This window comes from Winogradskyella sp., from assembly GCF_965228925.1.
Taxonomy (GTDB): domain Bacteria; phylum Bacteroidota; class Bacteroidia; order Flavobacteriales; family Flavobacteriaceae; genus Winogradskyella.
In genome coordinates, this window is record NZ_OZ245845.1 from 4838195 (window position 1) to 4851584 (window position 13390).

The following is a 13390-nucleotide window of genomic DNA, read 5'->3' on the forward strand; positions in this document are numbered from 1 at the left end:
CGCTGCGATTAATAGCAGCACTTTGGGCTAGTGTTAAAGCCTTCACTGGCCCAGGTGTTTTTAAAACCAAAACTTATGAAAATATTAGAATTTATCTATCAAGAGACACAGATTCATTTTGCTTTACAAAACGATGGCGATGTTATGATTAATGCCACAGAAATGGCAAAAGCATTTAATAAAAGAACTTCCCACTACCTAGCCAACGAAAAGACAAAAGAGTTAATTAAAGAACTTGAATTAACCGAGAAGTCGGCGAATTCAGATGTGAAAATTTTAGAGAATAGAGGTCATCTCGGTTACTATTTTCATGAATTATTAGCATTAGATTTTGCTGCATGGCTAGATATTAAGTTTCGAGTTTGGATTTATAAAACCATTCGAGATATAACAATGGGCAACTATAAAACCCACTGGGATGCCCATAAAAAACAGATCGAGGCCGAAAAAGAAATGAAAGCCTTAAAGCAAAAGTTACTTACCAACCCAACAGCAGAGATAGCTATTCAATACTTTGAGGCAGAAAATACGGTAAAAGCCTGTAAAAGCACAAAACTAAAAGCCATTAAAGAGCAATACAAAATCGATTTTAACTAATGGCATACACCGATGCAAGTATAGACCGAGTACGCGAAGCCGATATCGTAAAGACCATTGGCCATTACGTTAGCGACCTTAAAAAGAAGGGAGCCAATTATTTCTGTAAATCTCCATTTACCAATGAAAGATCAGCATCATTCAGTGTATCTCCAGAGAAACAGATGTTTAAATGCTTTTCTTCCGGTATAGGTGGCGATGCCATAAAGTTTGTAATGGAGCAACAAAGCCTCGAATTTATCGAGGCTATAGAGGCCATAGCAAAAGTGCACAGCATCTTTTTAGAAAAAGAAACCGTTACGCCAGAGGTACAGCGCCAAAGAGATGCCAGGGCAGAAATGTTTGGCCTCTTAGATAAGGTTAGCAACAAATTTGTGGCTAGCAGAAAACAACTACCGAAAGAGCATTGGATCAATGATATTCTAGAAGAACGAAAGTTTACCGATGATGCCATAGTAAGCTATATGTTGGGCTATGCACCCAATGCCAACCAACTTTATAAATGGGCCGCAGAAAATGGTACTTTGGCCATCGCCAAAGAATTGGGCTTATGCGGATCTAAAGAAAATAGTGGCTACGATGTATTTAAAAACCGGCTCATCTTCCCTATTCATAACCATAAAGGCGCCGTAGTAGGTTTTGGTGGCCGTCGCTCCAATAACGAGGCAGATACTAACTATGCAAAATACATTAACAGTAAGGAGTCCCCAATCTACAAAAAATCTAATGTGCTCTATGGATTATGGCAAGCTAAAAGAGCCATAAGCAAAACAGGCACCGCTATTTTAACCGAAGGTTATACCGATGTCATTGGTATGGTTCAGCACGGTTGCGAAAATACAATTGCCAGTTGTGGTACCGCATTGACCGATAACCATGCCCAACTCATAAAAAAGTATGGTCAAGAAATTATATTGCTAAGAGATGGTGACGAGGCCGGCCATAAAGCAACCATTAGGGATATAGATATATGCCTGGCCAATGGATTGCAAGTATCCCTGTGCGTCTTACCAGAAGGCGAAGATCCCGATTCTTTTGCACGCCAACAGGGCGAGGCCATGATATATTGGATTAACGCCAATAAGAGAGATGCCCTTTTATGGAAGGTAGAGCAATACGATATAAAGCGAGACAAGTTCCAACGCGATGTAGACGACATTAACGATGAAGCCGAACGCAACATTGAGGATGCCAAAGCCAAAATGCATACTGATGACCACCTCAAAGAATTGTCTGGAGAAGCCTTAAAAGAAGCTAAGTCCCATAACGCCAATTATAGAGAGTTGATTGCGACTATAAGGAAACAAGCCAAACAAGACATTAAGGACATCCCCGAGATAGACAGCAACAAAAAAGCATTAGCCGTAGATGATATCTGTAAAACCTTATTCTCAGTTAAGCACGAGGTAAAGCGAGGCGAATACATAAAACAGATATCAAAACTATTTAATGTTACCACAGGTACGCTAAAAACCGAAATCGGTAATCTAGAAAAAAAAGCCACAGAGCAACGTCAAAACAAAATTGGTATAGAGAATACTGCCAATCTTCGGTTGCCTAAGGGCGCCGACAAAGAGGAGTATTTACAACATGGATTTGTAACCGTTGGTAATAGTTACCATTTTCAACGGACCAATGGTGGATTTTTTCAAGGCACCAACTTTAAGTTGCAACCATTATTTCATATACAGGGAGATAAAGAAAACAAACGCCTTTGCGAAATCACCAACCATAAGAGCAAAAAGAAACTCATCGACTTTGACAGTGATATGCTAGCGAATTTTTCGGAGTTCAGGCGCTATTTATTTCGTATTGGTGGTTTTATGTTCCTAACCCACGAAGGTGTACGCACAGAGCATTTCGACAAGTTTGTATATCGTTATGAAGAAGAATTTCAACCAGCATTAGAGCTCCTTACCATGGGCTGGAACCGAAAAGGCTTCTTTGCCTTTGCAGATGGTGTTTATTGGCAAGGTAAGTTTCGTAAGGTCAACAAATACGGTATTATTCATTTAGAGGGAATCGACACCGAGAGAAACGAATACAAGGATTTGATAGATTATTGGTATTCACCCGCCTTTTCGGTAATGCACAACGACAATCAAGATGGAGATGACAAGTACGAAAACGACCGGTATTTTGTCTACAAAGAGGCCAACGTAAAAATTAACGATTGGATTCAACAAATGCATTCGGTTTTTAACGATAAGGGGATCGTTGGTGTACTTTTCAATTTTGCAGCATGTTTTAGAGATTTGTTTCTAAGCAATTACGATTACTTTCCTTTGTTGGGAGGTTTCGGAGAAAAAGATTCAGGCAAGTCGGCTTTTGGCAAAATACTTCAAAACTTCTTTTACTACCGATTACCGGCGTTAGATCTTACCCAAGCAACGCATGTGGGATTTAGTAGAAGATTAAGCCGCAATGTTAACACCGTTCAATTTTTAGACGAATACCAGGATAAACAGTGCGACGACAAGATTTTTTCTGGTATGATGGGCGGATGGAACGGGATAGGCCGTGAAAAAGGCATGAACACCGCCGACAAACGTACCCAATACGATAAAATAAACTCTGCCATATATTATTGTGGCCAGTTTATGCCTACCCGTATGGAGAACGCCTTGGCCACCAGGACCGTTAGTCTATTATTTCAGAATAAAAACTATAGCGTAGACCAGAAAACCGAGTTTAACAAAATCCTAGACTGGACCAATGAAGGCCTCAGCAGTTTAGTGGTTGATGTGGTGCAGCATCGTGCGTATTTCGAGAATAACTTACCTGCGGTACATGCTGAGTCCGTAAGGACGCTAAAAAGCAACCTAAAGGATAGTGAATACCAGGAGCGAATTTTCGGAAACGTAGCGATGTTGTTTACCACTTACAATATCCTAAAGGATAAAATCAATTTTCCCTTTAGTAGCGAAGAAGTAGAAGAACTGCTGAGTAAGCTTATCGTAGACAACTCAGAACAGATTGCAGATAGCAATGGCCTAACGGAATTCTGGAGTATCATTCAGTTTTTGTTCGAACACGGTATTGTTTCGGACGAACGTGATTTTAAAATTTCCAAAAAACCAGAATTTAAGATACTTACCGGTAATAAAACATGGGAGAAGCACAATAATAATCTAGGCAAAAACATATTGTTTCTACGTCTTAAGAGTGTTTACCAGCACTACAATAAAGAGGTTACTAAACGGGAGGGCGTAGAGGTAATAGGGCAGACTACGATACGTCAATACTTTAAGAGCCGATCTTACTTTATTGGTTTGGTAAAAAGTGAACGCTTTGGGGAAGCCGGTCCACAAAGCTGCTATGCCTTCGATTATGAAGCCATGAAAGATCAAGGGCTCATCACGCTAATAAAAGATTCGATGCCAGAGATACCGTTAGGTCAAACCGGTAATGTCCCTAAAGATGAAAATGATATAGATTTCTAAAAAATGGATGATGTACTTTACATATCGGCACAGATAAGACTAGCTAAAGGGAATGACCTTTTGCTGGCGCAAGGCGTCATAAAATTTGATCAGCCATACTATGTGTTAAATGATGATCTAGAAACCTTCTCAGGTGTGCATGTTACCGACATCTTTCATTCTTACGAAGCTCTAAAGGAACTATTTAAAAAGAAAAGAATCTATGTCCCAATAACAAACAGCAATGATTATATCGATTATAGATTAAAGCAAGTGGATTTGAAAGGCCTGTCCGAAAAAAGCAAAATTCAAAGTATAAAAAATTAAACACCTAGTTATTATGAACACTGAAAACAAAGAATTAGAGCAACGATTAGCACAATCAAAAAAAGATTTGAAATGTGCTTTTTCCAAATTGGGTAAACCAGAATTAGACAGAATATTGGCAAATCACAAAGTGCCATATATGCAGGGTAAAGGGGTTAAGATCCATAAAAATAAACGGAAACAAAAATGAAGGCCATGAAGACAATAGTAAGATTTTGGATAGTGGTATTGGCAATTTTGTTTTTGATAGCAATACCGATTGACGCGGTCATATACATCTTTACAGGAAACGAGGGTTATTTATCTAAAAAAATAGAAGAAGAGACAGATAGAATTGAAAGTAAATTTAATGTGTAAATAAGATGACTGATAAAGAATTGAAGATAAAAGAAGCTTATGCCCATCATTGGGATTTTGTCAAGGATTATGTACATGCTGATGGCTGGTTGAACTTGAAAGATGTATTTGATGATCCAAGTTCAACTAAAGAATTAGATGGTATTGATATGGAAATTCTCAATGCATATCACCCAAAATATACTTACTACAAAAGACCAATTTCTATCAATGGAATTGAAAACAACAATGGTTGGATTAGTAAGAAAGAAGAAATGCCTGGTGATTCGGAAACGGTTGTTTGGATTAATAATGATAATTACGAAATCGAAATGGCTTGCTTGTTAACGGTAGGCTTTAATCATAACGATTATACGCATTGGTCTAAGGTCAATGAAAAACCACCAGTATACTAAAATTGTAACTAAAATTTAAACTAAATAGAATAATGAAACTCGCTAAAAGAATAGCAATGTTTTTGCTAATGGTTTTTTTAATATCTGGTATATATCCAGATTGGAGTTGGGAGCGGTTTATATGCTGCGCCTTATTAGGAACATGGTACGCATTGGATTATCGTACCGAAAAATTGTAATTGAAATGAACTTAGAAAAATGTAACGGCAGTTGTCTCTATGTATCAATAGATGAACATACAGCCCAATATAGCGAAACAGGCTACTTCATCTGTGAATGTGGTAGTGAAATTTAATTGTAGGTTTTGAAAATTGATTTAAATAAATATGATTTAGTAGTTGTCAACTCATCTGGAGGCAAGGATAGCGTATGCGCTCTTTACATGATCGTCTCTATGGCCAAACATCAAAAGTTTCCGTTGAGCAGAATCAAAGTATCTCATCAAGATTTAGGTGATATGGAATGGAAAGGCACTAAGGAACTGGTCAAAAAACAGGCGGCAATGTTCGGGCTGTTCGTAGAGATTGAAAAACGTATTGATAAAAATGGCTATGCAGAGGATCTTCTTGAATATGTCGAAAGAAGGGGGATGTGGCCTAGCCGTAATCAAAGATACTGCACCAGTGATTTTAAACGAGCACCAGGGGACAAAGTTATTAGAAGGCTGTCAAATAAAATCGACGCTAAAAGAGTGCTTAGTGTTTTTGGGTTTAGAAAAGAAGAAAGTCCTCAACGCGCCAAAAAGAAACGGTTATCGTTAATCAAACGATTAACAACCAATACCAGAGAAGTATATGAGTGCAATCCTATTCTACACTGGACTACAGATAGGGTTTGGAGCTGCATCAATAATCATAGCCTACCCTATCATGATGCATACGCAAAAGGAATGCCCAGGTTATCATGTATATTCTGCATATTTAGTCCATTTGATGCACTTGTAGTTGCTGGCAAAGAAAATCCAGAACTATTAGATAGATACGTTGAGGTAGAAAAGAAAATAGGACACACTTTCAGAAATGAATTTTCGATATCTGAGGTGAAGCAAGCAATTGAAAATAATTATAAACCTAAGCGCATTGCCAATTGGGTGATGTGATAAATACTGTAAATAAAAAAGCTCCCGCGGAAACGAGAGCTTAAAGAATAAAGTCCTAGCGAAGCTAGTCTTTAAACGTGGAACTTCAAAGATAATGATTCTTCGTTAGGGCTTGTTAAAATAGAGGAAGCCGAAAATCTAAAGAGTAGGCAACATTTTAATAAAGCCCTAGAAATAGGCAACTAACACATGAGAACCAAGATTCTTGGGTTATTACTAATTACGCTTATCGTATTTACATCATGCCAAAAAGATGATGTAGAATCCAACGAAGAAACTGTGCAGTTCGATGCAGACATATCTAAAAAGTATGACGGCATCAAGATTTGGAACGAAAAATTTCAAATGTACGAGCTTATTTTATTCAACTCTCCTAAAGCAGGTAATGGCAATGTATATTTCCACAATGGCGGATGTAGTTGTTCAGTGAGTTATTATAATGCGGCTACAGATCAGAATATGGCCCCCGTGTCGATATCATGTACTGAAATGGGTATTTATCGCGCTCATGTTCTTGTGCAAGTAGGAGATAACTTGCAAGACGACACTATCATTTGTCTTTAAATTTAATAGCCCCTCACCATGGAGGGGCTTACAAACTAACTGTAGTCTTTGACTGCATCGAGATATAAACTCAGCAATTAAATCCTGAGTTCAAGACCAACTTTTAACTCAATCGAAAAAGCTAGAATAAGTAAGTTGAAACGAAAGTTGGCACCACCGGAAGTCGACACCGGGTTAATAACAGACATGACTTTGGCCAGAGATTGAAAATAGGAACTCTACCTGGTCTGAAAATGAGGATGCCGAGACACTTTGTGTACGGAGGACCACCAGAGAAGCTGAATAGCGGACGCAATAAGCTGGTGTCGTGGGTTCGACTCCCACCTCCCGACAAGTATAATTTAATAGTAATTGAAATGAACTTAGAAAAATGTAACGGCAGTTGTCTCTATGTATCAATAGATGAACATACAGCCCAATATAGCGAAACAGGCTACTTCATCTGTGAATGTGGTAGTGAAATTTAATTGTAAAATTCAAAGATGATGGAAATAGTAAAAGACTACCACTTAATCCCGAAGTGTCAAAGGAGATTCTTAAACAATTTAAATGCTAAGATTGATTACTTCAATGAAGCAGTGGAGTTTTATAAAAACAATCCTAGTAGATATGAGACTGTGCTTAAGAATACTGATCTATGGATTGAAGTTTATATCGAACATATACCACAATTACAATCCTTCAGGGATTATGTCAGAAGTAAACTGAAAGAACTCAAAATTGAGTTGTACCCTGAATTTTTATATAAGCCAGAACACAATCATTTTAAAGATTCAGTAAACATATATTTTGACGAATTAGTAGAGTCACTAAACCTGTAAAATTCAAAGACAATGGCAAAGAAGTGTAAAAGAAGATGGTACGACAAAAAGAGATTTTCATTTATCGATTTTGGATTGATAATGTTTCTCGCGAAAATGATTGAAAATTTATTGATACGAATACTGTAATTATAATAAATCAGCTATGATTTTAAATCCAAATAGACCTAATAATATAATACCAATAAGTATTGAAGTCACCGTAAAAAAGTTGTGCTTATGGATTGGCCAACTTAAAATTCCTCCAAAGGCAATCTCATTATGCGTCTTTTCAGAACCGATAAAACCTAAGCCTATCATTATTAGGGCTATACCTAAACCAAATAAGTACTTTTTCTCGATAAATTCAATCTCAAATGAAAGAGAAGCAATTAACGCACCAACACCTAGGTATAGAACGATAACATACCACTTATTTAGCTTTAAATTTTTTAAAAATTCCATATTGAAAAATAAGTTGGAATATACGATAATTAAAATCAGTAGCATTTGAAAACAGAAGTTAAAAGACCGGTTTTAAGATATCATGGCGGAAAATGGAAATTAGCTCCATGGATTATATCACATTTTCCTGAGCACAAAGTCTATGTCGAGCCTTTTGGTGGCGGTGCAAGTGTTTTATTGAGAAAATCTAGGTCTTATGCAGAAGTTTATAATGACATGTGGGATGTTGTTGTAAATGTTTTCAAAGTTTTAAGAGATCCGGATCTTTCTGAAAGCCTAAAATCTCAATTAGAACTCACTCCTTTTTCAAGGTTGGAATTTGAGCAAACAGGTGATATTGACCTTGAATTAATCACTGATCCAGTAGAAAAGGCCAGGAGAACAATATTTAGGTCATTTGCTGGTTTTGGTTCGGCTGCTACTAATGCTAAGTATGCAACGGGTTTTAGAGCTAATTCTAACAGAAGCGGTACTACGCCGGCGCATGACTGGAATAACTACCCTACAATGATTGATAGCTTTGTGAAAAGGTTAAGAGGCGTTGTAGTGGAAAACAGACCAGCTATCGATGTTATCAAAGCCCATGATACTGAAGATACTTTGCATTATATAGACCCACCTTATGTGCATTCAACAAGAAATATGAAAAGGGGAAATGCTGCTTATGCCCATGAGATGTCAAATCAAGATCATATCGACTTATTTAATGTCATTAATGAAACACAGGGAATGGTGATTTTGAGTGGATATCCTTCTGACCTTTACAGCGATTTATATAAAGATTGGCTGTGTATTTCAAAATCAACACATGCGGATGGAGCCGTTGATCGAGTAGAATGTTTATGGTTGAATGATGCAGCAGCTCAAAAGCAAAAGCAATTATCAATGTTTAAATAACTGTAGTTAAACCAGCTTTTGAAAATGATAGCCATTCCACTCAAAATAATCAGCAGCTTGAAATTGCCTATAAAACCATTGGTAATTTCTACAATCTGTACAAATCTTTTCAAAGGCATTATGAAAGTCTTTAAGGTTGGTATCAATACATACAACCCTATTGTCTATAACGGCGCTATAAAGCGAAGTAATATTATTGTTCATAAAACAAATGTAAATAAAAATAAGAATATTTACAATAATATTTGTATATGTAAATAATCATAAGTATATTTACAACATAAAATTAATAAATACTAGAAAAATGGCAGTTAGAAATCAGAACGCAAGAAGAACAACTAATTATAAAATAATAACACATGAAGGGGTTAGATATTACCTACAAGTGGGTGCATTTCAGGTTAAAAATGTCATTTACACAGCAAAACGAAATATTGAAAACAATAGACTAAAAGCTCCTGAAGAATTAATTAAAACAGGTAAAACGATACTTGTAATGTGTAATGGGAAAGGAAATTATGATTTTAGTTTAATATAAAATTAGTGTAGTCTTCCTATACTACGATTCATAAACACCAATCCAACCCTTGAAAATTTCAAGGGTTTTTTAATACCCAAAAATCCCGCAACCCTAATTTATAAAAAACTTTTAGCGAAAAAATGGTTGAGATTTTCGATTCCACGGTTCCACAATTCCAACAAATAATAGAGATTAACACTTAATATACTATATATCATCTATTTATAAAGATAAAACACTAGTATTTTAAAGTGAATTTTTGTAGGAATTTGTGGAACTAGTTTTTTCGATTCCTACATTTTTAAGGGTGGTTCCACAAATTCCTACATTTGTTTTTAATGTATAATATTGATTATCAATATTTTAACCAATTTGTTGGAATTGTGGAACTCTTTTCCTCGAAATTCCACATAGGTAGAATATCGCCTCAAAAAATAAAATTTCTGAAAAGTTTATCTCAAAATTGTCCTTTTTAGACCTAAACGACAGAATTATCATTGTAATATGGTGTTCAATAAAAACGGAAATCTTATTACCAATATCTGCTTGGTTCAGATTAAGTCGGTTAATAATAACGTAGACATTTCTAATCTTACCACAGTTTATCATACCCCTTCAAAAATTACACTCACAAATTCAAGCAGCACCACAGAATCTGGTGTGCTGCACAGAAAACGTCTCAGTCTGTCTTATCCAGGTCTATCAGAGTCAGATTTTGAAAAGTTCAACGATCTAGTTGCTGGTGAGTATCAGATTATGATAAAGACTGAAGATAATGAAGTATATGAGTTGTCTTCGGTAGAATTACCTCTTCCGTGCACTACCTCATATAGTACTAATGGTCACCAAATCGTTTTTAGTGGATCCTCTCCCATTCCCTACAAATACCGAGGCGCTCAAACTGATGACGGTATTAATATAGACGGATTTAACTATGATTTTAATTTTTATCTCAGCTAATGTTAGAACGAATAACATATAGCGATAAGACAGCAGGTTCTTCTAACCAATCCGAGGCTGTTTTTTTTGATGCTGATGCAAACGAATTAAAGGATAAGACAAACGCTGCTATGGATAAAATTGAAGAGGTAGAAAACAATCTAATTTCTTCAGCTAATCCATTTTATAATTCTCATACAAGCCTAGCCGCTTTACAAGCGGCGCATCCTATAGGAGAGCTTAACGCTTGGGCATTTATAGACGCCGGTGCAGGGATAACACCACAAATTGCGAGATGGGATACAACTGAATCTGTTTGGGAATTAACCGGAGGATCAGAATTTATAATCTTTGAAAATTCCTTAACCAATTTTCCCCCACAGGGTGATTCAACAAAAATTTACGTTGCGCTGGATACGTATTTCGCTTACGTATATCAAAACAATAGCTACCAAAGGTTAAACCCTCAAAGCCAGGATTGGCAACAAAAACGTATTAAGGTCTTAACAACAGATACTGGTATAGACCCCTCAAATGCAGCACAAGGCACTGTTATTTTATTCTATTCTGGAGCCGACGTTACTCATATCATATTTGATCCGCAGTTTAGCAAGATCATGGAAAAAGCTTCAGAACTGAGCACAACCAATAGTTTTAGCTTAAATATTCTCAACGTTAATGATAATACAAACCTAAGGGCTGATATTACATCTTATGAACTTGTAAACAACAATTCTAATCTAAAAATTGGTGTTTCCGGGATTTTAACTACTGAGGTTGCTGAGGCCGACACCTTACAATTCGAGTTACCAGATAACTCATCACCAGGTCAGGGAGGGTCTCAAAACTTTCAACAAGTAACGGATGGTGCAGGAAACAATGTTACAACAAACAGTATAGCCGTCGGAGAAAAAATGACTGTTGGTGATGGTTCTAAGGGTTATGTTGATTTTAATACAGCTGGTAATGGAAGTATAGGTACCAATGGAGGTCGGCTTTCAGTTTACCATGATAATGAAATAGAATTTTTTGCGCCTTCCGTTCAAAAAAACAACAAAGAAATAGTCTCAAATGGCGGAAATTGGGATTTAGCCACCAATACTCCGGCTCTATCCAACAGCGACACGGACCAAAAAGATGTTGAGTATATCGTTGTGGGTTCTGGTAGTTTTAATTTTGGCGCAGGTGCAATTCCTTTGGTTGACGGTGACATCATCAGAAATGATGGTTCGATATGGAGCAAGAAAGTCAACAATAACCAAACAATTACATCGGATTTAAAAGGTCCGCTCGCAATTTCCGAAACACCAACAGAAGATGGATATTATTTTGCAATAGAGTCTGGAGCTTATGTAAATGCAGGTAATCTGACGGTAGATCTATCAAATGGATTATCAATCATAGTTAAGCAAGGAGCGAGTTACTCACTAATAGAATACCCAGTAACCCTTACACCTATTGGAACAATTCAACCTTTAGAATCTAACGCTATCAGTGGTAATAAAATTTTCAATTCCCTATTAGGCAAGGCAGATATCCTAACGGGCAAAAACATTATAAACAAGGATGATCTAATAGACAATACTTTCATTTCTCTAAGTACAGGCAACGAAGTGACATCGGCATCCTATAAGGCTACACCATTTATTAGAGCAAAAGCCCTTACACAATATGCTACTTCTGGTACAGGGCAAATGGCTTTTTATAACCAAAATAGACAATATATTTCTGGAACTTCTCCGAATAACGATACCTTTACAACACCCGCAAATACTTATTTCATTAGACAAAGCTTTACCAATGCAGAAGCTGTAGATCCTCAGACCGAAGAAGGTACAGAGAGAACAATCATCGAAGAATATTATACGAGCATACCATATTTAAAATCACCTCAGGACACACTAGATGAAATAGAGAATTTAGCTTTTAGATCACCTAAAAAAGTAATAGAACCCTTGCTCAACCCCTTAGTAAGGACCAACATTAAACTGATCGGCGATTCAATAGTTGCTGGTCAGGGTGGAACGGGATGGAATACTAATGGAGAAAATATATATGGAGCTGTCAATGCCAATGATGGATCATCCACTTGTTGGGCCAATTCATTTACCGAGTATGTCGATGAAAAATATAATGGGGTCAAGCATGCGATAGGCTTGGACAATTCTTCTATCAATATATTAGAGGCTTTCGTTTATGCCACGTATGGTACAACGGCGGCATACAACTTTCTAAATCTTAACACAAACCCAATTTTAAAATTAGATTTTTATGGGACATCGATTGATGTTATATATTCTACAAGTACGTTTTCGGGAATAATAGATGTATATATTGATGATGTTTTTAACTCATCAATTGATTCCTATTCAAATCCTATTCAGGTTAATATTAAGCATTCCGTTACTGGATTGACGGAAGGAACTCATAAAATAGAGTTGCGAAATACAAATACCAGAAATCCGAGTTCGACAGGAAACCGATTTTACCTGACCGGTTTTGAAGTGCAAAAAATAGCTCGTAGCAAAAATTTCGGTATTAGCGGGATAAATACCTCAATTCTTTATGCAAATAGGGGATCGATAATTGAAAATGATGACGATATAGTAATATGCCAGGTCGGTGTAAATGACAGGGTGCTTAATACTCTGGTCGGTCTAAAAACTTCTTTAAGGCTTTTGAAAAAATACTGTGATGAAAACGGAGTGAGTATTATATTTTCAATTTCAAACCCCTTAAGTGTTTCTGGAGATAGCTTGTCGATAAAAATGGCTAGCATTGCGAATACCATTGCTTCGGTTTTAACGGAAATGAATTTGGACTACATAAACAACTACCAATACTTTCTTGATTACTGTAGAAATAAGGATGTTACTATAGACAGTTTACTTGCCGATGGCCTCCATCCTAACGATACGGGCTATCAGGTTATGTACGAAAGTATTATGTCTTCATTGGGATTAAATAGGTTGGTTGATGGTTTAAGTTATTAATAAAAGAAAAGTTAC

15 protein-coding genes are annotated in these 13390 nt (G+C 36.6%); 13 read left to right on the forward strand and 2 right to left on the reverse strand.

Annotated features, from left to right (window positions below; translation table 11 throughout):
- The first annotated feature begins 75 nt into the window (after nt 1-75).
- The 9 genes from ACO052_RS19860 (at nt 76) to ACO052_RS19900 (ending at nt 6761) form a co-directional block, all read left to right on the forward strand.
- Nucleotides 76-597: a KilA-N domain-containing protein gene (locus ACO052_RS19860; protein WP_422105546.1), complete on the forward strand. Its 522-nt coding sequence runs from the start codon at nt 76-78 to the stop codon at nt 595-597.
- Entirely contained in the window at nt 597-4040 is a 3444-nt protein-coding gene (dnaG, locus tag ACO052_RS19865) for a DNA primase (RefSeq protein ID WP_422105547.1), read from the forward strand. Before ACO052_RS19860 ends, dnaG begins: the two co-directional genes overlap by 1 nt.
- 3 nt (nt 4041-4043) lie before the next feature.
- Nucleotides 4044-4346 (forward strand): hypothetical protein, encoded by a 303-nt coding sequence (locus tag ACO052_RS19870; protein ID WP_422105549.1) that lies wholly within the window; start codon nt 4044-4046, stop codon nt 4344-4346.
- Between the two features lie 13 nt (nt 4347-4359).
- Nucleotides 4360-4536, forward strand: a complete 177-nt coding sequence (locus tag ACO052_RS19875) for a hypothetical protein (RefSeq protein ID WP_422105550.1) — start codon at nt 4360-4362, stop codon at nt 4534-4536.
- 5 nt (nt 4537-4541) lie between these two features.
- Entirely contained in the window at nt 4542-4703 is a 162-nt protein-coding gene (locus ACO052_RS19880; protein ID WP_422105551.1) for a hypothetical protein, read from the forward strand.
- 5 nt (nt 4704-4708) lie between these two features.
- Nucleotides 4709-5098, forward strand: coding sequence for a hypothetical protein (locus tag ACO052_RS19885; protein WP_422105552.1), 390 nt, complete (start codon nt 4709-4711; stop codon nt 5096-5098).
- Nucleotides 5099-5130: 32 nt separating this feature from the next.
- A complete protein-coding gene (locus tag ACO052_RS19890; RefSeq protein ID WP_422105553.1) occupies nt 5131-5277 on the forward strand; it encodes a hypothetical protein in 147 nt (48 codons plus the stop codon).
- Between the two features lie 125 nt (nt 5278-5402).
- Nucleotides 5403-6197 (forward strand): phosphoadenosine phosphosulfate reductase family protein, encoded by a 795-nt coding sequence (locus ACO052_RS19895; protein WP_422105554.1) that lies wholly within the window; start codon nt 5403-5405, stop codon nt 6195-6197.
- Between the two features lie 189 nt (nt 6198-6386).
- The gene (locus tag ACO052_RS19900; RefSeq protein WP_422105555.1) at nt 6387-6761 is read left to right on the forward strand and encodes a hypothetical protein; all 375 of its coding nucleotides are present in this window, start codon (nt 6387-6389) and stop codon (nt 6759-6761) included.
- Nucleotides 6762-7711: 950 nt separating this feature from the next.
- Here the strand turns inward: ACO052_RS19900 and ACO052_RS19905 are convergent.
- The gene (locus ACO052_RS19905) at nt 7712-8026 is read right to left on the reverse strand and encodes a hypothetical protein (RefSeq protein WP_422105556.1); all 315 of its coding nucleotides are present in this window, start codon (nt 8024-8026) and stop codon (nt 7712-7714) included.
- 45 nt (nt 8027-8071) lie between these two features.
- Here ACO052_RS19905 and ACO052_RS19910 point away from each other — a divergent pair, with 45 nt between their 5' ends.
- Nucleotides 8072-8923 carry a DNA adenine methylase gene (locus ACO052_RS19910; RefSeq protein ID WP_422105557.1) on the forward strand — a complete coding sequence of 284 codons (852 nt, stop codon included), beginning with the start codon at nt 8072-8074 and terminating at the stop codon, nt 8921-8923.
- Nucleotides 8924-8929: 6 nt separating this feature from the next.
- Here the strand turns inward: ACO052_RS19910 and ACO052_RS19915 are convergent, their stop codons facing one another.
- A complete protein-coding gene (locus tag ACO052_RS19915; protein ID WP_422105558.1) occupies nt 8930-9127 on the reverse strand; it encodes a hypothetical protein in 198 nt (65 codons plus the stop codon).
- Between the two features lie 100 nt (nt 9128-9227).
- Here ACO052_RS19915 and ACO052_RS19920 point away from each other — a divergent pair, with 100 nt between their 5' ends.
- From ACO052_RS19920 to ACO052_RS19930, 3 genes are all read left to right on the forward strand, one after another.
- The gene (locus tag ACO052_RS19920) at nt 9228-9461 is read left to right on the forward strand and encodes a hypothetical protein (RefSeq protein WP_422105559.1); all 234 of its coding nucleotides are present in this window, start codon (nt 9228-9230) and stop codon (nt 9459-9461) included.
- 486 nt (nt 9462-9947) lie between these two features.
- Nucleotides 9948-10403 carry a hypothetical protein gene (locus ACO052_RS19925; protein WP_422105560.1) on the forward strand — a complete coding sequence of 152 codons (456 nt, stop codon included), beginning with the start codon at nt 9948-9950 and terminating at the stop codon, nt 10401-10403.
- Entirely contained in the window at nt 10403-13375 is a 2973-nt protein-coding gene (locus ACO052_RS19930; protein ID WP_422105561.1) for an SGNH/GDSL hydrolase family protein, read from the forward strand. The genes ACO052_RS19925 and ACO052_RS19930 overlap by 1 nt, the downstream gene beginning before the upstream one ends.
- The last annotated feature ends 15 nt before the right edge of the window (nt 13376-13390 follow it).